The 22457-nt window shown below is 65.8% G+C and carries 18 protein-coding genes; 8 read left to right on the top strand and 10 right to left on the bottom strand.

The window, feature by feature from the left end:
- Positions 1-802 precede the first annotated feature (802 nt).
- From BB934_RS23630 to rnd, 5 genes are all read left to right on the top strand, one after another.
- Positions 803-2131 (top strand): MFS transporter, encoded by a 1329-nt coding sequence (locus BB934_RS23630; RefSeq protein ID WP_099511876.1) that lies wholly within the window; start codon positions 803-805, stop codon positions 2129-2131.
- Between the two features lie 82 nt (positions 2132-2213).
- Complete coding sequence (locus BB934_RS23625; protein WP_237050070.1) at positions 2214-2612, top strand: hypothetical protein; 399 nt, start codon at positions 2214-2216, stop codon at positions 2610-2612.
- Positions 2613-3439: 827 nt separating this feature from the next.
- A complete protein-coding gene (locus BB934_RS23620) occupies positions 3440-4174 on the top strand; it encodes a beta-barrel domain-containing protein (RefSeq protein ID WP_157934290.1) in 735 nt (244 codons plus the stop codon).
- Positions 4171-6345: a peptidase domain-containing ABC transporter gene (locus BB934_RS23615; protein WP_210422119.1), complete on the top strand. Its 2175-nt coding sequence runs from the start codon at positions 4171-4173 to the stop codon at positions 6343-6345. The genes BB934_RS23620 and BB934_RS23615 overlap by 4 nt, the downstream gene beginning before the upstream one ends.
- Before the next feature lie 334 nt (positions 6346-6679).
- Entirely contained in the window at positions 6680-7840 is a 1161-nt protein-coding gene (gene rnd / locus BB934_RS23610; RefSeq protein WP_099511873.1) for a ribonuclease D, read from the top strand.
- Positions 7841-7844: 4 nt separating this feature from the next.
- Here the strand turns inward: rnd and BB934_RS23605 are convergent, their stop codons facing one another.
- The 7 genes from BB934_RS23605 to BB934_RS23575 all read right to left on the bottom strand — a co-directional run bounded on the left by BB934_RS23605 (position 7845) and on the right by BB934_RS23575 (position 15412).
- Positions 7845-8387, bottom strand: a complete 543-nt coding sequence (locus BB934_RS23605; protein WP_099511872.1) for an NUDIX domain-containing protein — start codon at positions 8385-8387, stop codon at positions 7845-7847.
- Positions 8388-8464: 77 nt separating this feature from the next.
- Positions 8465-9088 carry a 2OG-Fe(II) oxygenase gene (locus tag BB934_RS23600; protein ID WP_099511871.1) on the bottom strand — a complete coding sequence of 208 codons (624 nt, stop codon included), beginning with the start codon at positions 9086-9088 and terminating at the stop codon, positions 8465-8467.
- A gap of 112 nt (positions 9089-9200) precedes the next feature.
- Positions 9201-10721 carry an exopolyphosphatase gene (gene ppx, locus BB934_RS23595; RefSeq protein ID WP_173909487.1) on the bottom strand — a complete coding sequence of 507 codons (1521 nt, stop codon included), beginning with the start codon at positions 10719-10721 and terminating at the stop codon, positions 9201-9203.
- A 1-nt stretch (position 10722) separates the two neighbouring features.
- Positions 10723-12891: an RNA degradosome polyphosphate kinase gene (locus tag BB934_RS23590; protein ID WP_237050363.1), complete on the bottom strand. Its 2169-nt coding sequence runs from the start codon at positions 12889-12891 to the stop codon at positions 10723-10725.
- 146 nt (positions 12892-13037) lie between these two features.
- Positions 13038-13730 carry a P-loop NTPase family protein gene (locus BB934_RS23585; RefSeq protein ID WP_099511868.1) on the bottom strand — a complete coding sequence of 231 codons (693 nt, stop codon included), beginning with the start codon at positions 13728-13730 and terminating at the stop codon, positions 13038-13040.
- Positions 13723-14853 carry an AI-2E family transporter gene (locus BB934_RS23580; RefSeq protein WP_099511867.1) on the bottom strand — a complete coding sequence of 377 codons (1131 nt, stop codon included), beginning with the start codon at positions 14851-14853 and terminating at the stop codon, positions 13723-13725. The genes BB934_RS23585 and BB934_RS23580 overlap by 8 nt, the downstream gene beginning before the upstream one ends.
- A 28-nt stretch (positions 14854-14881) precedes the next feature.
- Positions 14882-15412 (bottom strand): CDP-alcohol phosphatidyltransferase family protein, encoded by a 531-nt coding sequence (locus BB934_RS23575; protein WP_099513178.1) that lies wholly within the window; start codon positions 15410-15412, stop codon positions 14882-14884.
- A 420-nt stretch (positions 15413-15832) separates the two neighbouring features.
- Between BB934_RS23575 and purM the strand changes: the two genes are divergently transcribed.
- The 3 genes from purM (at position 15833) to BB934_RS23560 (ending at position 18059) form a co-directional block, all read left to right on the top strand.
- Complete coding sequence (gene purM / locus BB934_RS23570; RefSeq protein WP_099511866.1) at positions 15833-16903, top strand: phosphoribosylformylglycinamidine cyclo-ligase; 1071 nt, start codon at positions 15833-15835, stop codon at positions 16901-16903.
- Entirely contained in the window at positions 16903-17550 is a 648-nt protein-coding gene (gene purN, locus BB934_RS23565) for a phosphoribosylglycinamide formyltransferase (RefSeq protein ID WP_099511865.1), read from the top strand. The genes purM and purN overlap by 1 nt, the downstream gene beginning before the upstream one ends.
- Positions 17551-17648: 98 nt before the next feature.
- Positions 17649-18059, top strand: a complete 411-nt coding sequence (locus BB934_RS23560; protein ID WP_099511864.1) for a cupin domain-containing protein — start codon at positions 17649-17651, stop codon at positions 18057-18059.
- A 165-nt stretch (positions 18060-18224) separates the two neighbouring features.
- Here BB934_RS23560 and BB934_RS23555 read toward each other — a convergent pair whose 3' ends face one another.
- From BB934_RS23555 to BB934_RS23545, 3 genes are all read right to left on the bottom strand, one after another.
- Positions 18225-19490: a lytic murein transglycosylase gene (locus BB934_RS23555; RefSeq protein ID WP_237050069.1), complete on the bottom strand. Its 1266-nt coding sequence runs from the start codon at positions 19488-19490 to the stop codon at positions 18225-18227.
- 73 nt (positions 19491-19563) lie between these two features.
- A complete protein-coding gene (locus BB934_RS23550; RefSeq protein WP_099511863.1) occupies positions 19564-19923 on the bottom strand; it encodes a hypothetical protein in 360 nt (119 codons plus the stop codon).
- Between the two features lie 336 nt (positions 19924-20259).
- A complete protein-coding gene (locus BB934_RS23545; protein WP_099513176.1) occupies positions 20260-22413 on the bottom strand; it encodes a molybdopterin-containing oxidoreductase family protein in 2154 nt (717 codons plus the stop codon).
- Between the last annotated feature and the right edge of the window lie 44 nt (positions 22414-22457).

The raw sequence follows: 22457 nt of genomic DNA, 5'->3' as shown, positions 1-22457 counted from the left end.
CCAGCACCGTGGGGCCCGGAGCCGTTGGGCTCCGAGCCTTGTGGAGAGCGAGGGTGGCGCGAAGGGCGGCCCGGCTCGCTGATGCATGGTGTGAAATGGAAGAGCCGGGAGGCCGCTTCGCGCACGGCTTTTTTAGGCGGACAGGCGGTGCCGGCTCAGTGACTGCGCCAGGCGGGAACCGCAACGTCAGCGGGGGCCTGGGACCAATCCCTATTCAGCAGCACACAGCCTGGGCCTCCCGTCACACGCACCTGCGTACGGTACATGCACGAGACCGTGCCTGCTCCCACACTGCGACGCCTCGCGAGCGCGCCCCTCGTCAGGAGCAGATCTTGCGCAAGGGTATAGCCGAGGTTGCCATCCCTGTCAAGAACAAAGTAAGAACATAACGTTGCCGGCGCTCTTCCGCTCGCCCCTCTCGTCGCCCTCTCGTCACACTCCCACTGTCTTGGCCGGCCTTGTGCCGGCCATCCCGATACGGACAAGCGCGGCGCCTCCAACAATCGAGATCACCGGCACAAGGCCGGTGATGACGTGAGAGGGCGGCTTCGGCGGTTCTGGAACGGGGATGGCCGGCTCCAAGCCCGAGGATGACGTGGGTGGGTAGCTTTGCCGGATCGGGATGGGATAGCCCTGACAAGCCCGACCGCAACGTGGAGGAAGTCATTGAAGCGGCACTCCTGCTGCATGGCTTCCGCAACGAGGCGCTTGAGTTCGTCGCGGTCGGGGACCACATTCGGCCCCCGCAAGAGTTTCCTGTCGGCAGTCATTCACGTCCGGCCCTCGTCTGCGAGAGTTCACCATGCTTGAGGTCCTTGCCAGCCGCACCTACCGCCATCTCTTCGCTGCCCAGCTGATCGCGCTCGCGGGGACGGGCCTGCTGACCATAGCCCTGGGCCTCCTGGCTTATGAGCTGGCCGGCGCGGACGCGGGAATGGTTCTCGGCACGGCACTGGCCATCAAGATGGTGGCCTATGTCGGCGTGGCACCCATCGTCGGGGCCTTCGTCAATCGGCTGCCTCGGCGGGCCTTACTGGTGGCGATGGACCTGGTTCGGGCGGCGATCGCGCTGCTGCTGCCGTTCATCACCGACGTCTGGCAGATCTACGTGCTCATCTTCCTGCTGCAATCGGCGTCGGCAGCCTTCACCCCCACCTTCCAGGCCACCATTCCCGACGTGCTGCCGGATGAGAAAGACTATACCCGGGCGCTCTCGCTCTCGCGCCTGGCCTACGACCTCGAAAGCCTGCTCAGCCCGGCACTCGCGGCCGCTCTCCTGACCATCGTCAACTTTCACTGGCTGTTCGGCGGCACGGTGGTCGGCTTCCTCTGCTCCGCCGCCCTTGTTCTCTCCGTCAGGCTGCCGCAGCCGGCGCAGTCGGAACGCCAGGGCGGAATCTACGACAAGACCACGCGGGGCCTGCGCATCTACCTCAGGACGCCGCGCCTGCGCGGCCTTCTGGCCCTCAACCTGTCCGTGGCCGCAGCCGGGGCCATGGTGATCGTCAACACCGTCGTCATCGTGCGCGGCGTGCTGGGCCTGCCGGAGGACGATGTGGCGGTGGCGTTAGGCTGTTTCGGCGGCGGCTCGATGGTCGCGGCCCTCCTCCTGCCTCGCATTCTCGACAGGCTGCCGGACCGGGCCGTCATGCTGCCGGCTGCCGTTCTGCTTGGGACGGTGCTGCTCCTGTTCGCGGCAGCCACCTGGAGCAGTTCGATCAGCTGGACGGGGCTCCTGATCGCCTGGGCTCTGCTCGGAATCGGCTACTCGGCGGTTCAGACCCCGACAGGCCGCCTGCTGCGGCGCTCGGCTCAGGCAGAGGATCGCCCTGCCCTCTTTGCGGCTCAGTTTGCCCTCTCCCATGCCTGCTGGCTGCTGACCTATCCCATGGCGGGCTGGCTTGGGGCTGCAGCCGGAGTTCCGGCAACGCTCGCCGTGCTCGGGTCGATAACGCTGGCTGGATCCGTCCTGGCTGGATTGCTCTGGCCCTCGGACGATCCGGAGGTGATCGCCCATGCCCATCCGGAACTGCCGGCAGATCATCCGCATCTATGGCAGCATCGCGCCTCCGGCCATGCCCACGCCTTCACGATAGACGATCTGCACCGACATTGGCCCCTGCCGCGCTAGGCTGCGTAGCCGTTCCGGATAGGGCTTCTCGAACTACGCGACGAGCCTGTATCGGCAGCCCAAAACCCTTGCGGAACAAAGCATGAATACCCATATTCTGCCTATGGTTAGCACCCTTGCGACATCCCTGCTGAAGCCGCCCCGGAACGCGCCCAATGAGGAGCGGGTCGAGGGCAATTGGCACGTCTATCCGCTGGAAGGCGCGCTGGAGCTCGATTATGTGGACCAGGCCGGCAATCAGAGCCGGCGCTGGCTGATCGCGCGCGAGCTGAAGGTCGGTCCGGGCAAGATGCTGCTCGGAGGAATCGACATGGCCGACGACGGCTATCGCGGCTTCCGGGTCGACAGGATCGAGCGGCTCGAAGATGCGGAAACAGGCCTCGTGGTCGATCGCAACATCCTCGACTGGCTCATGAAGCGCGCCGAGCGCCAGGCCCGCGAGCGGCGCAGATATCTCGCCCGATTCCAGCCTAGCGTCTGAAAAGACCGGCCAATACTCGGCCTGCGCCCCGAGCCCTCATCCTGAGGGGCTGGTCCATAATTCATTGGCGGCTCGCCATAGAACGCGCGTGCGTTCTCCCTCCCCCTTGTGGGGAGGGCCGGGGTGGGGGTGTTTCCGCCACACATTGACAGGCTATCGCTCACACCCCCACCTCCAACTCCTCCCCACAAGGGGGAGGAGGGTTTCGCGGCGCTCTGCGACACAACGGCCGCCCGCCCTTCCCGCTTTCCCTTGCGCCGCCGTGCCTGTTCTGCAACATAGTATCGATATAAAGTTCCGTTTAGGGATCGTGTTGGCGCTGCAATCATTGTTCCGGCCGCAGGCCGTGACCGCTGCCTCGGGCGAGCATTCGTCCGTGTCGCTGCCAGTTGCGCCGATGTCCTGGCAGGTTCTGGGTGGCTTTATCCTCGCCTGCGTCGCGGCGGTCGTGGTCTTCCTCGGCACGGCGGAATACGCGCGCAAGGAAACCGCCGGCGGGGCGCTCGTGGCGGCCGGCGGCGCCGTGCGGGTCGGCGCCCTGCGCGGGGGCGTCGTCACGGAGCTAAGGGTGAAGGAGGGCGACCGGGTGGTTTCGGGCCAGCCGCTCTTCACGGTGGCCTCGCGCCAGGGGCTCGAGGCCGGCGGCACCCTCGACGCTGCGGTTCTCGCCTCCCTCGACACGCAGATCCAGGTGCTGAAGGAGCAGATCGCGGCCGATCCGGAGCGGGTCGCCAACGAGGTCCGACGCCTCGATGCGGCGATTGTCTCCGTCGCGGCGGAGCGCGATGCGCTCGGCGCCCAGCGCCGCCTCATGGCCGAGCGTTCAGGTGACCGAAGACAGGCGCGGCACCGTCGCCCGCCTGACGCAGCAGGGCCATTCCACCCGCACCGCCCTGCAGGAGCAGGACGAGGCCCTGCTCGCCCGCCGGCAGGCCCTAGCCGAGATCGACCGGGACCTGGCGGCGGCGGACAAGGAGCTCGGCCAGACCCAGCTTCAGCGCGAGCAGCTTCCCGTGCAGCAGGCCGAGCGTCTCGCGCAGCTGCGCCTCGGCCTCGCCGACCGGGAGCGCCAGAAGGCCGAGGCTCAAGGACAGCAGGCGCAGGTGCTCACCGCTCCCATCGCGGGACATGTGACGGCGCTCCAGGCGGCGCCCGGCCAGATCGTCGATCCCGCCAAGCCGCTCCTCACCCTCCTCCCCGACGGCGCGAGCCTGCTCGCGGAGCTCTTCGTGCCGAGCCGCGCCATCGGCTTCGTCGAGCCGGGTCAGCGGGTGCGGCTGATGGTCGACGCCTTTCCCTATCAGCGCTTCGGGACGATCGGCGGCTCGGTCGAGACCGTCTCGCAGGCGGTGCTCTCGCCGAACGAGGTGATCGGGAGGACGACGCTGACGGAACCCGCCTATCGCGTCACCGTGCGTCTCGACCGGCAGGTGATCGACGCCTTCGGGCGGCAGGTCGCCCTCCAGCCGGACATGACCCTGAAGGCCGACATCGTGCTTGAGGGCCGCTCCCTCCTCGCCTGGCTGTTCGAGCCGCTGATCAGCATCAGGGGGCGGATGTGAGGATCGCAGCCTCCCTCGATTATTTCGGCGCCCCGCGCCTGCCGGCGATCATCCAGTCCGAGGCGGCGGAATGCGGGCTCGCCTGCCTTGCCATGGTCGCGAGCTATCACGGGCGCGAGGTCGATCTCGTGGCGCTTCGCCGCCTGTTCTCGATCTCGCTGAAGGGCGTCACCCTCAAGGACGTGCTCGTCATGGGCCGCCGCCTCGGCATGACGGGCCGGGGCTTGAGGCTCGAGCCGGAGCAGCTCGGGCAGATCAAGCTGCCCTGCATCCTGCACTGGGACATGAACCACTTCGTCGTGCTGAAAGAGGTCGGCGCCCGGAAGGTGACGATCCACGATCCGGCGCTCGGCGTGCGCACGCTCACCCTCGACGAGATCGGGAAGCATTTCACCGGCATCGCCGTGGAGCTGACGCCGACGGAAGGCTTCGAGCGGAAGAAGGAGACGTCCCGCCTGAATCTCACCGCCCTCTGGGGCCGGATGCGGGGCGTGAAGCGGGCGCTGGCCCAGGCGCTGGCGCTCTCCGCCGTGCTGCAGCTCGCGGTGCTGGCAGCGCCCTTCTACATGCAGCTTGCCGTCGACGAGGCCGTGATGAAGGGCGACGGAGGCCTGCTGACCGCGCTCGCCCTCGGCTTCGGCCTGCTCACACTCATCCATATCGGAGCGGACTGGCTGCGCTCCCATGTGCTGCTGTTCTTGAGCGGCGCGCTCAACTTCCAGATGGGCGCGAACCTCTTCCACCATCTCGTGCGGCTGCCGCTCGCCTGGTTCGAGAAGCGGCATATCGGCGATCTCGTCTCGCGCTTCCGCTCCGCGGAGCCGATCCAGCGGCTGGTCTCGGAAGGGCTGGTGGCCGCCTTCGTCGACGGGGTGATGGCGACGCTGACGCTCGCGATGATCCTGATCTACAGCCCCAAGCTGTCGGCCATCGTCTTTGCGGCGCTCGCGCTCTATGCGCTCTTGCGCTTTGCCCTCTACCGGTCCCTGCGCCAGCGGCAGGAGGAGATGATCGAGGCGGCCGCCAAGGAGCAGACCACCTTCATCGAGACGGCCCGCGCCATCCAGAGCATCAAGATCTTCGGCCGCGAATCCGACCGCGAGGCCGTGTGGCAGAACCGCTATGCGGAATCGATCAGCCGCTCGATCCGCCAGGGCCGCTTCACCATCGGCTTCAAGACCGCGAACGACCTGATCTACGGCCTCGAGAACGTGCTCGTGATCTGGCTCGGCGCCCGCGCCATCATGGGAAACGAGCTCACCATCGGCATGCTCTATGCCTTCATGGCCTACAAGGAGCAGTTCCTCGGGAAGGCCACCAACCTGATCGAGACCGGCATCCAGTACCGGATGCTCGACCTTCACCTCGACCGGCTCTCCGACATCGCGCTCACGGAGCGGGAGGAGGACCGGCATGCGGAAAGCCTCGTGGCGCGGCCGATCCGGGGAGCGGTGGAGCTGCGGCATGTGAGCTTCCGCTACGCCGATACGGAGCCGGAGGTGCTGTCCGGCGTGGAGCTGAAGGTCGCGGCCGGCGAGTTCGTCGCCATCACCGGCCCCTCGGGCGGGGGCAAGACCACTCTTCTCAAGATCATGCTCGGCCTGTTCAAGCCGCTCGAAGGGACGGTCCTGATCGACGGCACGCCGCTGGAGCATTTCGGTCGCCAGGCCTTCCGCTCGCAGATCGGCGTGGTGATGCAGGATGATCAGCTGCTCTCAGGCTCCATCGCCGAGAACATCTGCTTTTTCGATGCGAGCCTCGACCTCGATTGGATGCGCGCATGCGCCAGGGTGGCCGGCATCGACGAGGAGATCATGGCGATGCCGATGAACTACAACACGCTCATCGGCGATATGGGAACCGCGCTCTCCGGCGGCCAGCGCCAGCGGGTGCTGCTGGCCCGCGCGCTCTACCGCCGCCCGCGCATGCTGTTCATGGACGAGGGCACCTCGCATCTCGACCTCGACAAGGAGCGCGAGGTCAACCGGGCGCTGGCGGAGCTGAAGATCACCCGCATCGTGATCGCCCATCGCCCGGAGACGATCCGGGCTGCGGACCGGATCGTGGTGCTGCGCGAGGGCCGGGTCTCACCGCCTCTCGACGGAGAGACGCTGGCCTTCGCCGATGCGGCGCGCAGCTCGCTTGGGGTTACGAGCACCGGCCGGTCGTGACATGAACAAGGCGCGGCTGGTGCAAGCCGCGCCCGTCCTATCCCGGTCTGGCCGGATCGGACTTAGTAGAGAATGACGCGACGTCCGCCGCCGACCTCTGCGAGTTCCTTCTCGCTGAGCTCGACCGGAGCGTCGTCCTTCATCACTTCGTTGGTCTTCATGAAGACCTCCCCACTCATTGGTGCCGTGAGGCATCCCCTGGCATAGGGCCAGTGCAACATCATAACAATAATTTAACCCTGAGAGTCAATTGATTTTACCTTACCCCAGAACATTTTCCGGTCAGGCCGCACCCGGACTCGCGGCGTCCGGCCGGATCGGTTATGAACGGTCCATGGACCTGATTGCCTCCACCGACGCCCTGGCCGCCGCCTGCCGCCGCCTCAGCCAGCATCCGTTCGTGACCGTCGACACGGAATTTCTGCGCGAGACCACCTATTACCCCAAGCTCTGCCTGATCCAGATGGCGAGCTCGGACCCAGGCGAAGCCTATCTCATCGACCCCTTGGCCGAAGGCATGAGCCTGGAGCCCTTCATGGCGCTCATGGCGGATCCGAGCGTGGTGAAGGTCTTCCACTCCGCCCGGCAGGACCTGGAAATCGTCTGGAATCTCGGCGGCATCGTGCCGGCGCCGCTCTTCGACACCCAGGTCGCCGCCATGGTCTGCGGCTACGGCGACTCGGTGTCCTACGAGCAGCTCACCAACGATCTCGCCAAGGCGAAGATCGACAAGTCCTCCCGCTTCACCGACTGGTCTCGCCGCCCGCTCACCGACGCGCAGCTGACTTACGCCCTTTCGGACGTGACCCATCTGGTGAAGGTCTACGAGGCGCTGATGGCCGAGCTGGAAAAGAACGGCCGGCTCGAATGGCTCACCGAGGAGATGGCGGTCCTCACCTCGCCGGAGACCTATCAGGCCGATCCCGACAATGCCTGGCGCCGGCTCGCCGGACGCCTGCGCAAGCCGCGCGAGATCGCGGTGCTGATGGAGATCGCGGCCTGGCGCGAGCGCGAGGCGCAGGCACGCGACGTGCCGCGCGGGCGCATCCTCAAGGACGATGCGGTGATCGACATCGCCACCTCGGGCCCCCGCAGCGTGGAGGCGCTGGGCCGCCTGCGCACCATCCCGAACGGCTTCGAGCGCTCCCGCACCGGTGCCGAGATCCTGGACTCCGTGGAGCGGGCGCTCGCCCGCGATCCCGCCACGATCCCGGTCCCGGAACGCAGCCGCGGGCGCGCCAATACCGGCTCCGTGGTCGACCTTTTGAAGGTCCTGCTCAAGGCGGTCGCCGAGCAGGAGGGCGTCGCGCCCAAGATCATCGCCACCGTCGAGGAGCTGGAAGCCATCGCCGACAGCGACGATGCCGACGTCCCCTCCCTCCACGGCTGGCGGCGCAAGCTGTTCGGCGAAAAGGCCCTGGCGCTCAAGAACGGCCAGCTCGGCCTCGTGTTGGAGCGCGGACGGGTGCGGCTTCGGGCGATTGCTCAGGACTGAACGCTCAAAGAAATCCTCTGAGGCGCAACAACCCCAGCGTCGCCACCGTCGCCGCGTCCTTGATCGCTCCCTCCGAGATCATCGCCAGCACCTCGTCGACCGGAAAGGCGCGGCTGATCATGTCCTGCTCGGTATGCTCGCGGTGCGCCTCGCCCTGCCGGAGGCCCTGGGCGAGGTAGATGTGGAAGCCCTGGTTCGAATAACCGTAGCATTCGAACAGATGGCCCATAGCCAGCATCGTTTCCGCGATGAGCCCCGTCTCCTCGCGCAATTCGGCTCGGGCCAGTTCGAGCGGGTCGGTCTCGGGAGAATCCTCCCACGATCCCTGCGGCAATTCCCAATAGCGGCCCTGCACCGGGTAGCGATACTGCTCCACCAGATGGATCATGCCGTTCTCGACGGGAGCGATGATGGCGAAATCCGCCTTTTCGACGACGCCGTAGATGCCGGGCGAGCCGTCCTGACGGACAATCGCGTCCTCACGCAAGCGCATCCAGCGGTTCTCGTAGACGAGGCGGCTTGCGGTGGTTCTGATATTCGGCGCCATGGATCCCCCAGACAGGCAGGTGGCCGGGCAGAAGCCCGTCCCCGCTTATACACCGATTGCCATGAGGCCCAGGCGGATCAGCGCCCGAAGATGCCCTTGAAGAATTGGGCCACCTTGTTGTGCTTCTTCTTGCGGTCGATGTCGGCCTGGCTCTTTACCCATGCGACCTGGACCACGCGCCGCTCGCCCGCGAAAGGCAGGTGGCCGTGCCAGGAACGATCGGAGCGCAGGAATGCGAACATCGTGCCCATGGTCGGCGGCACTTCCAGCTTGTAGCGGTCGTAGTTCTTCTCGTCGTAGAGAACCCGCAGGCGGCCTCCCTGGTCCTGCTCCCACTCGTCATTCATGTAGACGAGCATGGTCATGACCTTGGACGGGCCGTCCGTGTGGATTGCGCCGTATTTCGGCTGTGACCGCCTCATGATGGTGGTCAGGCGCGGATATTGATGAAGGTCCATGCCGAATTTCTTCGACAGCTCTTCCGTCAGCTCAGGGCCTTCGAGCTCGGCGATGAGCTGCTTGAACCGGCCATGAAGCTTGACCTCGTCCACGGTGAGATAGCCAGGCTTGTCGATGGCGGGGAAATCGCGCCGCAGGTCGTCGATCATGTCCCGCTTCAGAAGATTTGCCGTCAGCAGATAATCATAGGGCTCGCTCGACCGCTCCGCGTTCCTTACGGCATTCGGATCGACCAGTTCCATGGGCGTTCCCCGCGGCGAAGCTCCGTAGACAGATAAGTTAACCCAACGTCATGTCTTGTAAATGATAAGATGCGAGGCGGTTCAACGCACCCGCGATCCGGCCAGCGACCTCTCAATGGATCTCGATCACCGGTTCCATGTTGAGGAGCTTGCCGAGAGCCCTCAGGCGGCTGGAGAGGCGCTCGTTGGCCAGCGGCTCCATATGCTCCGGCAATTGCAGCACCACCTGGTTGCCCCGGGCGAGGAGCGGCGCCTGCGGCAGGACGCCTTCCATGGCGACCGAGACGGGATACGCGACGCGCATCAGCGCCGCCAGGAGGCGGGCGCGCTCCAGCAGCCGGGGGCCGGCGAGCGTCTTGATGCGCGAGCTCACCTTGTCGGGCGATAGCCCCTCGTGCCGGAAGAAGATCGACAGCGCCAGATAGGCGCGGCCCGGATGATCGAGCCCCGCGAAGGCGCCATAGGCGATGAGATTGAGGCTCTGCTCGCCCCGGTAATCGGGGTGGGCGCGCCAGCCGATATCGGCGAGCAGGCAGGCCGCGCGGCGCATGCGCGTATCGTAGGCCGTCTCCGGCAGGTTCAGGCTGCGGATGAAGGCCTCGGTCCACTGGCTCAGCTCCTCCCCATGCCGGGGCGAGCGCGAGCGCAGAAGGTTGAGATCGCTCGCCGCCGCGATGAGCGGATCGCGCTCCCGCGTTTGCGCATCGAGCTTGTCGAAGAGCACGCCCTCGCGCACGCCGAAGGCGGAGATCGCCACCTCCTTCGGCTCGCCGAGGCGGATGATCTCCTCAAGCACGATGGCGCCGTAGGCCAGGAGCGGACGGCGGGCCTCGGAGACGCTCTCGATGTCCTTGAGCGTCTTGGAATCGGCCTCCTCCACGAGACGCAGGAAGTCGAGGCCGTCGTCGGGATCGATGATGTAGCCGTGCATCACGTGGAGCGGATAATCCCGCGCCGCCTGATGCAGCCGCGCCAGGGCGCGCCAAGTCCCGCCGACCGCATAGAAGGTGCGGCCGTGCAGGTTTTCGAGATATTCCGGTGCCCGTTCAAGGGCTTCGCGCACGATCCTCTGAGCCCGCTTCAACGAGCCACCGCTGACATCCTGCAGGGCAAGGCCGCCGAGTGGCATGGTGATCCCCTGCCCGACCTGGGCGCCCTTCACGTCGACCAGCTCCAGGCTGCCGCCGCCCATGTCGCCGACGATGCCGTCGGGCGCATGGAAGCCGGCGATGACGCCAAGGGCAGAAGCCCGCGCCTCCTCGGCGCCGGAGAGCAGGCTGATCGGCTGGCCGCAGGCCTTCTCCGCGGCCGCCAAAAAGGCCGGTCCGTTGGAGGCATCGCGTGCGGCCGCGGTGGCGAGCACGAAGATGTCGGACACGTTCATGGTCTCGCAGAGCACGCGGAACCGGGCGAGCGCACGCAGGGCGCGGTCCACCGCATCGTCGTCGAGGCGCCCGGTGGTCGCCACGTGACGGCCGAGGCCGCAGAGGACCTTCTCGTTGTAGATCGGCGTGACGGCCCGGGTGAGGCCCTCATAGGCCACGAGACGGACCGAGTTCGAGCCGATATCGATGATGGCGACGGGCCGGCCGAGTTTGAGCCGTCCCGGAGCCTCGAAGCTGAGAGCCGGCATGTCAGCGTTGCCCGCGCTTGGCGAGCGCCTTGGGACTTGAGGTTTTGAGGGATTTGCCACGGCCCGACAGACTCGGATTTGTCATGAAATACTTGTGGGCGTTGAATGGTTCCTCGCCCTTGGCCAGCACCACCCTCTGGCTCGAGCCGTCGGGTAGGACATTCCAGCTCTGCTCGTTGTCGAGCAGGTTCGCGAGCATGATCTGGTCGAGCACCTGCTGATGCACCGTTGTATTGACGATCGGCATGAGCGCCTCGACGCGTCGGTCGAGATTGCGCGACATGAGATCGGCGGACGAGATGTAGACATGGGCCTTCGGGTTGGGCAGCGCCTGCCCGTTGCCGAAGGCGTAGATGCGCGTGTGCTCCAGGAAGCGCCCGACGATGGACTTCACCCGGATGTTCTCCGACAGACCCTTGATGCCCGGACGCAGGCAGCAGATGCCGCGCACGATCAGGTCGATCTGAACGCCTGCGGCGCTTGCGTCATAGAACGCATCGATGATGTCGGCATCGACGAGCGAGTTGCACTTGCCCCAGATCGCGCCGGGCCGCCCGGCCTTCGCGTGCTCCACCTCCTCCGCGATGTGCTGGAGGAGACGCTTCTTGAGGGTCAGCGGCGAGACAGCCATGCGCTCCAGCTCAGCAGGCTCCGCATACCCCGTCACGAAATTGAAGATGCGCGATACGTCCCGCCCGATCACCGGGTCGGCGGTGAAATAGGACAGGTCGGTATAGATGCGCGCCGTGATCGGGTGGTAATTGCCCGTGCCCACATGGCAATAGGTGATGAGCTGGCTGCCCTCGCGGCGCACCACCATCGACAGCTTCGCATGCGTCTTCAGCTCGATGAAGCCGAACACCACCTGCGCGCCGGCGCGTTCCAGGTCGCGCGCCCAGCGGATATTGGCCTCCTCGTCGAAGCGCGCCTTCAGCTCGACGAGCGCGGTGACCGACTTGCCCGCCTCCGCCGCTTCCGCCAGCGCCGCCACGATGGGCGAGTCCGACGAGGTGCGATAGAGCGTCTGCTTGATCGCCACCACGTTCGGATCGCGCGCGGCCTGGCGCAGGAACTGCACCACCGCATCGAAGGATTCGTAAGGGTGGTGGACGATGATGTCCTTCTCGCGGATCGCGGCGAAGCAGTCGCCGCTGTGCTCGCGGATGCGCTCGGGGAAGCGTGGATTGTACGGCTTGAACTTGAGATCCGGCCGCTCCAGCCCCACGAGCTGCGACAGGTCCCGCAGGCCCATCATGCCCTCGACGACGAAGACCTCGTCCCTGGACACTTCCAGCTCCTCGGCCACGAAGAGGCGCAGGTCCTCCGGCATCGCCGCCTCGACCTCGAGACGGATCACGCTGCCGCGGCGGCGCTGCTTGAGCGCCGTCTCGAACAGGCGCACCAGATCCTCGGCCTCTTCCTCCACCTCGAGATCGGAATCGCGGATCACGCGGAACGCGCCCTGTCCCTGCACTTCGTAACCGGGAAACAGGCGGCTCGTGTAGAGCACGATCATCTGCTCCAGCGCGATGAAGCGCGTGGCTCCCGTTTCCGCGAAATCCGGCAGGCGGATGAAGCGCTCGGCCCGCGACGGCAGGCGGATGAGCGCATTCAAAACCTTGCCGTCGCTCCGGCGAACCAGCTTCAGGGCGATGGAGGAGCCGAGATTGGGAATGAACGGGAACGGATGCGCCGGGTCGATGGCGAGCGGCGTCAGCACCGGGAAGACGTGGCTGAGGAAGTAATCCTCGAGCCAGGACCCTTCGGCCTTCGTCAGGCCGGCTCCCTCGGTGAGGACGATGCCCTCTTCCAGCAGGATATCCCGCAATTCGCGCCAGCGCCGCTGCTGGTCGGATGCGAGGTTCGAGACGGCGACCGAGATCTTCGCCAGCTGCTCCTGGGGCGTCAGCCCATCCTGAGACGCGGCGGCGACGCCCGAGCGCACCTGGCCGATGAGGCCCGCGACGCGGACCATGAAGAACTCGTCGAGATTGTCCGCCGAGATCGACAGGAATCGCAGCTGCTCCAGAAGCGGATGGTGGCTGTTCGAAGCCTCCTCGAGCACCCGCCGGTTGAATTGCAGCCAGGACAGCTCGCGGTTGATGTAGCGCTGAGGGAAGCGCCGCAGCACCGCGCCGTCGAGCTCGATGTCCGGCGGCGCCTTCGGCAAAGGCGCCTCGCTGTCGGTCTCCAGCTCTTTCAGGGCAATCGCGCTGCGCACATCGATCTCCGCCGCATCCTTCTTCGGCGTCCGTTTTGCTCTGGGCTTCGTGACGGTTTCACGACGGTTCGACAACAGGGCGTTGGTCTCGGGCTTCACTCGTTCTCTTCCGTTTCCTGCGCGGCGCCAAGGATCTCCGCCGCGATAGCCCGGGACACGCGCCGGCCCCGGCTCAAGGCCTCCCGGTCGAGGAGCGCCACGAGTTCCGAGGCCTTCGCCAGCGACCGTTCGATCCGCAGAGCAATATAATCGACAACGGAGGTATCGACCACGAGTTGCCTGTCGACGAAAAGCTTCACCAGCACCGCCTTGAGGAGCGCATCGTCCGGCGCCTCCAGCGCCACGCTCGGGGCAAGGCGCAGGCGCGACAGGAGATCGGGGGTGCGCAGGGACCAGCGGTCGGGCGGCGTCTCGCTCGTGATCAGCAGGAAGGCCCGCTTCTCCCGCGCGAGGTTGAGCAGATGGAACAAGGCCGCCTCGTCGCGCTCGCCCCGGTCCATGTCCTCGATGGCAAGCGCACCGTTCGAGACCAGATGCGGGACCTTGTCCTGCGTGATCTGTGTCGCGTCGATGGTCCAGGCATGGGCGTTCGTCGCCCAGATGGAGGCGAGATGGCTCTTGCCGCTGCCGCGCGGCCCGACCAGGAGCAGGATCGTATCCAGCCAGTCCGGCCAGCTTTCGATCAGCCCATAGGCCTGCTCGTTCGACGGGCTGACCAGAAAATCCTCGGCGCCGAAGCGGGGATCGAGGGGGAGATCGAAGGTAAGCTGCTTGGGCGTTTCACGCATCGAGATCGGCCTTGCGGTCGGTCTCGATCTCGATCCGGGTCACGGGCGGCAGGATCAACGTCTCCGTACCGCGATAGAGGGGGCTTGCCAGATACTGGCGCAGGGCAAAGCGCGCGATTACGCCGATGGCGGCGGCGAGCGGCACCGCCAGCAGCAGGCCGACGAAGCCGAAGAGCACGCCGAAGGCGAGGAGCGCGAACATGAGCCAGACCGGGTGCAGGCCGACGGAATCGCCCACGAGCTTCGGCGACAGGATGTTGCCTTCGACGAACTGGCCGAAGATGAAGATGCCGAGCGTGGCCGCGATCATGGTCCAGTCCGGCCAGAACTGCACGATGGCGACGCCAACTGAAAGAATGAGGCCGGTGAGCGAGCCTACATAGGGAATGAAGCTCAAGATGCCTGCCGTCATGCCGATCAGGGCGCCGAAATTGAGCCCGACGAGGGCGAGGCTAACCGCATAGAACGTGCCGAGGATGAGGCAGACGAGCGCCTGGCCGCGGACGAAGCCGGCAATCGCCCGGTCGATGTCGCGGGCGATGGCGCGGATCGTGTCCCGATGGCGCATCGGCATCCAGGAATCCACGGTGCGCACCATGCGATCCCAGTCGACGAGCATGTAGAAGGCCACCACGGGCGTCACGACCAGCAGGGAGAAGATGCCGATCAGCGCCTGCCCGCCCGACCACAGGCCCTGCAGGAACGCAGTGATCCAGGCGATGCCCTGGCTGATGAGGTTGCCGATGGAGGGCGGCGCCGCCGGCAGGGCATCCTCGAGCCCAAGCTTCCGGATCAGCGGGCCGAGTTGCTCGGTCCCCAATTCCTGAAGTCTCGTCACATAGCCGGGCAGCCTTTCTACGAAAGCTGCCACCTGCTGCGCCGCGAAGGGAACCAGGATCATGAGGGAGATGATCAAGACCAGGACGAAGAGGACCAGGATCAGCAGGCTTGACCCCAAGCGCCCGATGCCGACCTTCTGCAGCCGGTCGGCCAGGGGATCGAGCAGATAGGCCAGCGCGAAGCCCGCCACGAACGGCAGTAGGATGCCGCGCAGGACGAACAACAGCAGGACCGCGACGGCGAGCGCCGCAATCCAGAACCCGATCTGCCGTTGGACCGTCATCGGTACTCCATACCCTAAAATCTGGCCTTCAGGTGGTCATGTGCCGCAGCCAGCCCCCGAGATAGGCACCGGCAGAGGCTATGGTCAAGGCAGCGACCAGGAGCATGGCGACATCCTCAAGCCCCGCGAGTTCCGCACCGAAAGCATTGGCGGCGAGCGCGAAGGCCGCGAAGGCGATCTGGGCCGCCGTGTTCAGCTTGCTCACGAGAAGCGGCTTGATCTCGACCGGGCGGCTCATGACCCAGGAAAGGAGCACGGCCGCCACGATCATCGCGTCCCGCGACACGACGACGATGGCGAGCCAGCTCGGGATCGCCCCCACGACGGCGAGGGTGACATAGATCGAGACCAGCAGCGCCTTGTCGGCGATGGGGTCGATATAGGCCCCGAACTCGCTCTTCTGGTTGAAGTTCCGGGCAATGAACCCGTCCACCGCGTCCGAGACCCCCGCCACCACGAACAGGATGAAGGCCGTGCTCCACCGCTGCTGCATGATCATGACGATCACGAAGGGCACGATGATGAGGCGCCCGATGGTGATGATGTTCGGAATGGTCATCGGGACGATGATGGCCGGTCGAGGAGCGGAGTTCAATCGGCAGGTTTGGCGGGTTGGGATAACGAGTGCCTCGATCGTCATCCCGGACGGCGTCAGCCGATCCGGGATCGCGTGCAGGATGAGGCGCACTCTTCCCTCCCCCTTGCGGGGAGGGATTGAGGGTGGGGGTCGTAAAGTTGGGATGCTGTGCCTCATCATGGAAGCATGAGGTCAATACGGCGCCGTTCTTACCTGACCGCTCACCCAGTCGAACCACCCCCACCCCTACCCCTCCCCGCAAGGGGGGAGGGAATACGCGCTTTATTCTGTGAACGTTCCGGGAGCGGCTTTGCCGTCCGGGGCGATAATAGAAACACGTCGCAAAATCCCTTGCCTCCCGTCCCCTCCCGCCTTACTCCCCACCGCAACACGGGGTGAGTCATGACGACCGAGAAGCAGACGAACGGCCTGACCTATGCCCAAGCGGGCGTCGACATCGATGCCGGCAATGCCATGGTCAACCAGATCAAGCCCCTGGTGCGCGCGACGCGCCGGCCCGGGGCGGACGCTGAGATCGGCGGGTTCGGCGGGCTCTTCGACCTCAAGGCCGCCGGCTTCAAGGACCCGATCCTAGTCGCCGCCAATGACGGCGTCGGCACCAAGGTGAAGATCGCCATCGACACGGGCATCCACGACACCATCGGCATCGACCTTGTCGCCATGTGCGTGAATGACATCATCGTGCAGGGCGCCGAGCCCCTATTCTTCCTCGATTATTTCGCCACCGGAAAGCTCTCGCCGGACATCGGCGTGCATATCGTCAAGGGCATCGCCGAGGGTTGCCTCCAGGCCGGCTGTGCGCTGATCGGCGGCGAGACGGCGGAGATGCCGGGCCTCTATGCCAAGGGCGACTACGACCTCGCCGGTTTTGCCGTCGGTGCCGCCGAGCGCGGCACGCTGCTGCCGAAGGACGTGAGCGTCGGTGACGTGCTGATCGGCCTGCCCTCCTCCGGCGTCCATTCCAACGGCTTCTCCCTGGTGCGCCGGATCGTCGAGCATTCGGGTCTTGCCTGGGACGCGCCCGCTCCCTTCGCTGAAGGCAGGAGTCTCGCGGAAGCGCTGCTGGAGCCGACGCGGATCTACGTGAAGCCTCTGCTCGAAGTGCTCAAAGGCGGCGACGGGATCAATGCGCTTTGCCACATCACCGGCGGCGGCTTCCCGGACAACATCCCGCGCGTCCTGCCCGACGGCGTCGGCGTGCGGCTCGATCTGAGCGCCATTGCCGCTCCGCCCGTCTTCGGCTGGCTCGCCAAGACCGGCGGCGTGGCGGAGGCCGAGATGCTGCGCACCTTCAATTGCGGCATCGGCATGATCGTGGTGGCAAGCGCCGACAAGGCCGACGCCGTGATGGAGCGCCTGGCGAAAGCGGGCGAAAAGCCGGTGCGCATCGGCGAGACGATTTCGCATGCGGGCAGCGAGCCTGTGCAGACGGCCGGCTCCCTGAAGCTCTGATGACCCGCCGCCGCGTCGCCATCCTGATCTCGGGCCGCGGCTCGAACATGGTCTCGCTGATCGAGGCCGCGAGCCGCCCGGATTTCCCGGCCGAGATCGCCCTCGTTCTCTCCAATCGCCCCGATGCAGCGGGACTTGAGCATGCAAGGGCGGCCGGGATCGCGACCCTCGCCATCGACCACAAGGCCTTTCCTGACCGCGAGACCTTCGATCGGGCGATGGATGCAGCGCTCAAGGAGCACGACATCGCCTTCATCTGCCTCGCCGGCTTCATGCGGGTGCTAACCGATGGCTTCGTCGAGCGCTGGTCGGGTAAGATGATCAACATCCACCCTTCCCTGCTGCCGCTCTATCGCGGCACCCGGACCCATCGCCGGGCGCTTGACGACGGCGTGCTCCTGCATGGCTGCACCGTGCATTTCGTGGTGCCGGAACTCGATGCCGGCCCGATCATCGCCCAGGCCGCCGTGCCGGTGGTGCCGGGCGACACGGAGGAAAGCCTCGCCGCCCGCGTGATCGTGCAGGAGCGCATTCTCTACCCGCAGGCGCTGCGGACGATCTGCGACGGGACGGCCCGGCTGGATAACGGGCGGGTGGTGTTTTCGCGCGACTGGGACGCGAACGGCACTCTGCATTCGCCAGGATGATGCGCCAAAGCGAGAAATCCATACGAGCCGATTGACACGCAATTGGGACAGGCGTGGAATCTCAGGTGCTGGGGTGGCCTCTTTGACGCGAGGAAGCCATGGAACACCTTAACCGTCGCCAGACCTTGCTCAACATTGCCGTAGCGTCTGTTGTTATTCCAGTTGCACCTGCTGCCGCTCAAACCTCCGGCTCGCCGGAGGGCCGGGAAATCGCGCCGGGCGTTCGTCGCGTGGACTACTCGAAGCGTGAGACGATGATCCCGAACTATAAAACGGTATCGATGCGCGACAACATCTACCAGCCGGGCGCGAGCACCAGCGGCGCGAGCATGGGCAATGACATGGTCTGCCACATGCTTGAAGGCGAGCTGACCGTGGACACGGGATCCGGCGACACCCTCTACAAAAAGGGCGACGTGTGGTCCTGCGCCAAGAACATGCCGGAGCGCAGCAAGAATACCGGCACCACGGTGGCCATCATGCGCGTGATCGACCTGCTGCCCGGATAACGTCGAACGCGATGCCTCTTGTATGTTCCATGGAAAGACCGGGATCGTCCCGGCCTTTCTGCATCATGGCCTCAGAGGCGGTTAAACCTACGTCCGCCCTGCACTCGCCGGGGTAAAGCATCGTGCAAATCCCAAAACTTCCAGTCCACTTTCGGGTCCGATGCCCTAGCGGACGGCCCGGACAAGCGCCGCATCCGGAAAACAGGTCTCGTCGCGCCGGCTCTTGACCTGCCATTGGCCGATGGCCGTGCGCGTGGCAAAGCCGATCAGGCCGTCCACCTTTCCGACATCGTGGCCCTGGCTCTTCAGCCGCTCCTGCATGGCCTGGATATCGCCGCGCCGCAAAGTATCGATCGGCTGCCACCGCCCCGTGAACGCCGAAGCGCCGCGCATGCGGTCGGCAAGATGGCCGATGAAGAGCGCGTAGAGGTCGGACTCGTTGTACTGCTTGAGCACATAAAAGTTCTCGGACACCAGGAAGGCCGGTCCCAGGCGGCCCGCGGGCATCACGATGAAACCGGTCGCATTGCCGCCCCACCTGGGCAAGGCGCCGCCGGCGGGCGTCAGGCCGAGTTGCAGCCATTCCTGCAGGGGCCTGCCCTGGCGCGGGCCTTCGAGCGTGCAGGAGACGGCCTGCGGCAGGCTCACCTCGAAGCCCCAGGGCAGATCCGGCTTCCAGCCGTGCTCGCGCAGATAATTCGCGATGGACGCCAGGCTGTCCGGCACCGATTTCCAGACATCCCGCCGCCCGTCCGCATCGGCATCGACGGCGTAGTGCAGGAATTTTGACGGGAGGAGCTGGGGCTGCCCCATGGCCCCGGCCCAGGACGACAGCAGGGTCTCGCCGGAAAAATGATCCTCCTCGATGATGACCAGGGCGGCCAGGAGTTCCGGGTAATACAGCGCGCGCCGACGCCCCATGAAGGCCTGCGTCGCCAGGACTCGCAGGGCCTGGCGCTGCGGCGCGACGTGGCCGAAATGCGATTCCCGTCCCCAGATCGCGACGACGATCTCCCGCGGCACGCCGTAGCGCTTCTCGATGGCATCGAGAGCGGAGGACCATTGCCGCAGGAGATCGCGCCCGCTTTTCGCAAGGGAGGCGAGCTGAGCCTCGGCGAAATAGCGGCCCGGGCTCTGGAACTCCGCTTGCCTCTGATCGTCGGACGGAGCCGCCCGGCCGGGCGGCTGAAGTTCGGGAAGATCCCAATCGAGCCGGATCGCCGACAGGCTGCGCTCGAACGTCTCCCGGGAGACGCCCTGCTTCTGCGCATCGGGCCAGACAATCTGCGCGAGCCAGTCCCGGAACTGCGCCTCGGTGGCAGGGCGCGTCTCCTGCGCCTGAGCCATGGGTGTTACCGTCAGGGCGGCGCACAAAACGAGAGCCGCGAGCGCGACGGCCGTGAAGCGAGCGAGACTGAACGGTAAGGGCATGGCGGACAATCTAGGGCATCGGACCGGACCCGGCAAAGCGCCGGGATCCGCAATGCCGAGACGGCCCTTGAATTTACGGACGCGGGAGCTTGCAGGCGTCGAGCGCGGAAAGGGCCTTGGCGCGCGCGGTGTCGTTGAACACGCCCGTATCGCGGTAGGACTGGACCTCCTCGGGGCTGAGAGAGCGCATGGTGCGGCCGGCATAGCAGTCGCAGGGTCGACTGAGGGAGGCCTCGCTGACGCCGCTCTGGCTCCTCGCCTGGACGACGGTGCAGGCCTGGCTGACCCGGGCGCGCAGCTGGGCCATGCTTTCGGTCTTCAGAGCCGGATCCGGCTGGTATTGGGTCGGCATGTTCGAGGCGGCGGCGAAAGCTGCCGACGTGCTGACGGACATGGCAACGGCCACAAGCAGCGAACGGGCAATCGAAATCATGGATGGCTCCCCAGGGAAGAAATCACGTTCGGGGTTTAAGAATAGGCTTGGCCGTTCAGGATCAAGTGGGAGCTGCGGATAGGCTTAAGAAGGTCTGACTAAAGGCAAGGCAACCTATGAAGATATGGCGCGGGTTCACCTCTCCTTGAGGGAGAGGTCGCGCCGGAGGCGCGGGTGAGGGGTTACAGGTCTATCCGGAGAGGGCGTACCCCCTCACCCTCGCTTTCGCTCGACCTCTCCCCACCGGGGAGAGGTGAGGTTGCGGCAGCCTCAGTGCCGAACTAGGAAAGCGCAGCGCCCACCCCGACTCCCTGCAAGCAGGAAGGAGGGTCGGACTCAGCCGACGACCGCCTCACTCCGCAGGCGTTTTCGTACCACGGAAGGCTCGAGCGCCGGATCGAGATCGGCCTTGTCCAACGCCACACGGTTGTCGTGGAAGGCAGCGCCGCCATAGGGCGCGACCTGATCGCCGCCGGTGAGCGTGTTGATGCCGCGCCCGAAGGGATGGGCGGCGTTGGGCCAGATGCCCTCGGCGATGAGCACGCCACGCCGCACGCCGTCGAAGAGCTTGGCGCGAAGATAGACCTCGCCGCGATGGTTCTTCAGCTTCACCCAGTTGCCCTCGGCGATGCCCTGGCTCGCGGCGTCGAGCGGATGGATCATCACCTCGGGCCGCCGCTCCTTGTCGAGGGAGGTCAGCGTCTCGGAGAAGCTGGAATTGAGGAAGTTTCGCGCCGGGCTCGTGGCGAGACGGAACGGATGTTCCTCGGTCGCCGCCTCGATCACGCCCCAATGGTCCGGAAAGGCGGGCATGCTCGCCCAGGGGCCCATCGCGCCGTTGTTGTAGGACGGCACCTTGGTCCAGTCGGGTTTGAAGCGGAACTTGCCGTCCGGATAGCCGAAGCCTTTCAGGAAATGCGCCTCCTCGAAGGGCGGCTGCGCGTCGAAATGGACATGCGCCTCCAGGTTCTCCAGACTGCCCCAGCCGGAATTCTGGAGCGTCCAGTCGATGATCTCGCGCGGCTCCATGGCAAAGCCGCGATGCTCGGCGCCGAGGCGCTCCGCGAGTCCGCGAAAAACCTCGTGGTTGGAGCGGCACTCGCCCGGCGGGTCGATGAGCTTCGGCCCGACCTGGAAATGCTGGTGGCCGCCGCCGGAATAGAGATCGTCGTGCTCCATGAACATGGTCGCGGGCAGCACGATATAGGCCATGAGCGCCGTCTCGGTCATGAACTGCTCGTGCACGCAGACGAAGAGATCCTCGCGAGCAAAACCCCGTTTCACCAACTCCTGCTCCGGCGCAACTGAGACCGGGTTGGTGTTCTGGATCAGCATCGCCTTGACGGGCGGGCCGTTGTAGAGCGCCTCGGCGTCGCCGGTGAGAACGCGGCCGATCTGCGACTGGTCGAGAATGCGGATGCTTTTGTCGATGGCGTCGTGGCCTTCGATCAGCGCCTTGTTCCAGTGGAAGATGCCGCTGTTGGAATGAAGCGCGCCGCCGCCCTCGTATCGCCATGCACCTGTCACCGCAGGAATTGAGAGCGCGGCATGCATGTTGACCACGCCGTTGCGCTGGCGTCCGAAGCCGAAGCCGAGGCGGAAGTAAGTGCGCTTCGTCGTGCCCACGAGTCTCGCGAAGGCCTCGATCTCCTCGACCGGCAGGCCGGTGATGGCGGAAGCCCATTGCGGATTGCGGCTTTTCAGATGCTCCGCGAATTCGTGCGGATGATCGGTGTAGCGCTCGAGATAATCCCAATCCGCAAGGCCGTCGCGGAAGAGAATGTGCATCACTGCGCAGGCGAGCGCCCCGTCGGTGCCCGGCTTCACCAAGAGCGCCATGTCGGCCTGCTTCATGGTGGCGTTCCGGTAGATGTCGATGGCGACGATCTTGGCACCGCGCTCCTTGCGCGCCTTCATCGCATGGGTCATCACGTTGACCTGGGTGTGAACCGGGTTCGTGCCCCAGATCACGATGCAGTCGGAGACCGCCATCTCGCGCGGATCCGCGCCCCGCAGATGGCCCGTGCCGGCCACGTAGCCGGTCCAGCTCATGGCGGTGCAGATGGTGGAATACTGGCCGGAATACTTCTTCACATGGCGCAGGCGGTTGATGCCGTCGCGCATCACGTAGCCCATGGTGCCGGCATAATAATAGGGCCAGACGGACTCGGTGCCGAAGTCCCGCTCCGCCTCCAGGAACTTTTTGGCCACGATGTCGAGCGCCTCGTCCCAGGAAATCCGCTCGAACTGGCCCGAACCCTTCGGGCCGGTGCGCTTCATGGGGTAAAGCAGCCGGTCCGGGTTGTGGATGCGCTCCGCATAGCGCGCCACCTTCGCGCAGATCACTCCGGCCGTGTAGCTGTTGCTCTTCGCCCCATGCACGCGCCCGATCGTGCGCCCGTCGATCACCTCCACCTCGAGGGAGCAGACGGAGGGGCAATCGTGCGGACAGACTGAGGCGCGGCGTTCGATGCGGGGAGCTTGATTCATGGCGGGCGCATGATGGGGGAACGGACCGAAAATGAAAAGGCCGC

Origin of the sequence: Microvirga ossetica, from assembly GCF_002741015.1 — a bacterium.
In the GTDB taxonomy this organism is placed as follows: Bacteria; Pseudomonadota; Alphaproteobacteria; order Rhizobiales; family Beijerinckiaceae; genus Microvirga; species Microvirga ossetica.
Note: the sequence above shows the minus strand (reverse complement) of the source record. Positions and strands in the feature narration are given on the sequence as shown.

What these genes read in the sequence shown, in the direction of transcription:
- purN (WP_099511865.1), top strand. Translation starts at nt 16,903, where the DNA reads ATGACCCGCCGCCGCGTCGCCATCCTGATCTCGGGCCGCGGCTCGAAC.
- BB934_RS23560 (WP_099511864.1), top strand. Translation starts at nt 17,649, where the DNA reads ATGGAACACCTTAACCGTCGCCAGACCTTGCTCAACATTGCCGTAGCG.
- BB934_RS23585 (WP_099511868.1), bottom strand. Translation starts at nt 13,730, where the DNA reads ATGCGTGAAACGCCCAAGCAGCTTACCTTCGATCTCCCCCTCGATCCC.
- BB934_RS23625 (WP_237050070.1), top strand. Translation starts at nt 2,214, where the DNA reads ATGAATACCCATATTCTGCCTATGGTTAGCACCCTTGCGACATCCCTG.
- BB934_RS23630 (WP_099511876.1), top strand. Translation starts at nt 803, where the DNA reads ATGCTTGAGGTCCTTGCCAGCCGCACCTACCGCCATCTCTTCGCTGCC.
- BB934_RS23605 (WP_099511872.1), bottom strand. Translation starts at nt 8,387, where the DNA reads ATGGCGCCGAATATCAGAACCACCGCAAGCCGCCTCGTCTACGAGAAC.
- rnd (WP_099511873.1), top strand. Translation starts at nt 6,680, where the DNA reads ATGGACCTGATTGCCTCCACCGACGCCCTGGCCGCCGCCTGCCGCCGC.
- BB934_RS23555 (WP_237050069.1), bottom strand. Translation starts at nt 19,490, where the DNA reads ATGCCCTTACCGTTCAGTCTCGCTCGCTTCACGGCCGTCGCGCTCGCG.
- purM (WP_099511866.1), top strand. Translation starts at nt 15,833, where the DNA reads ATGACGACCGAGAAGCAGACGAACGGCCTGACCTATGCCCAAGCGGGC.
- BB934_RS23545 (WP_099513176.1), bottom strand. Translation starts at nt 22,413, where the DNA reads ATGAATCAAGCTCCCCGCATCGAACGCCGCGCCTCAGTCTGTCCGCAC.
- BB934_RS23580 (WP_099511867.1), bottom strand. Translation starts at nt 14,853, where the DNA reads ATGACGGTCCAACGGCAGATCGGGTTCTGGATTGCGGCGCTCGCCGTC.
- ppx (WP_173909487.1), bottom strand. Translation starts at nt 10,721, where the DNA reads ATGCCGGCTCTCAGCTTCGAGGCTCCGGGACGGCTCAAACTCGGCCGG.
- BB934_RS23550 (WP_099511863.1), bottom strand. Translation starts at nt 19,923, where the DNA reads ATGATTTCGATTGCCCGTTCGCTGCTTGTGGCCGTTGCCATGTCCGTC.
- BB934_RS23575 (WP_099513178.1), bottom strand. Translation starts at nt 15,412, where the DNA reads ATGACCATTCCGAACATCATCACCATCGGGCGCCTCATCATCGTGCCC.
- BB934_RS23600 (WP_099511871.1), bottom strand. Translation starts at nt 9,088, where the DNA reads ATGGAACTGGTCGATCCGAATGCCGTAAGGAACGCGGAGCGGTCGAGC.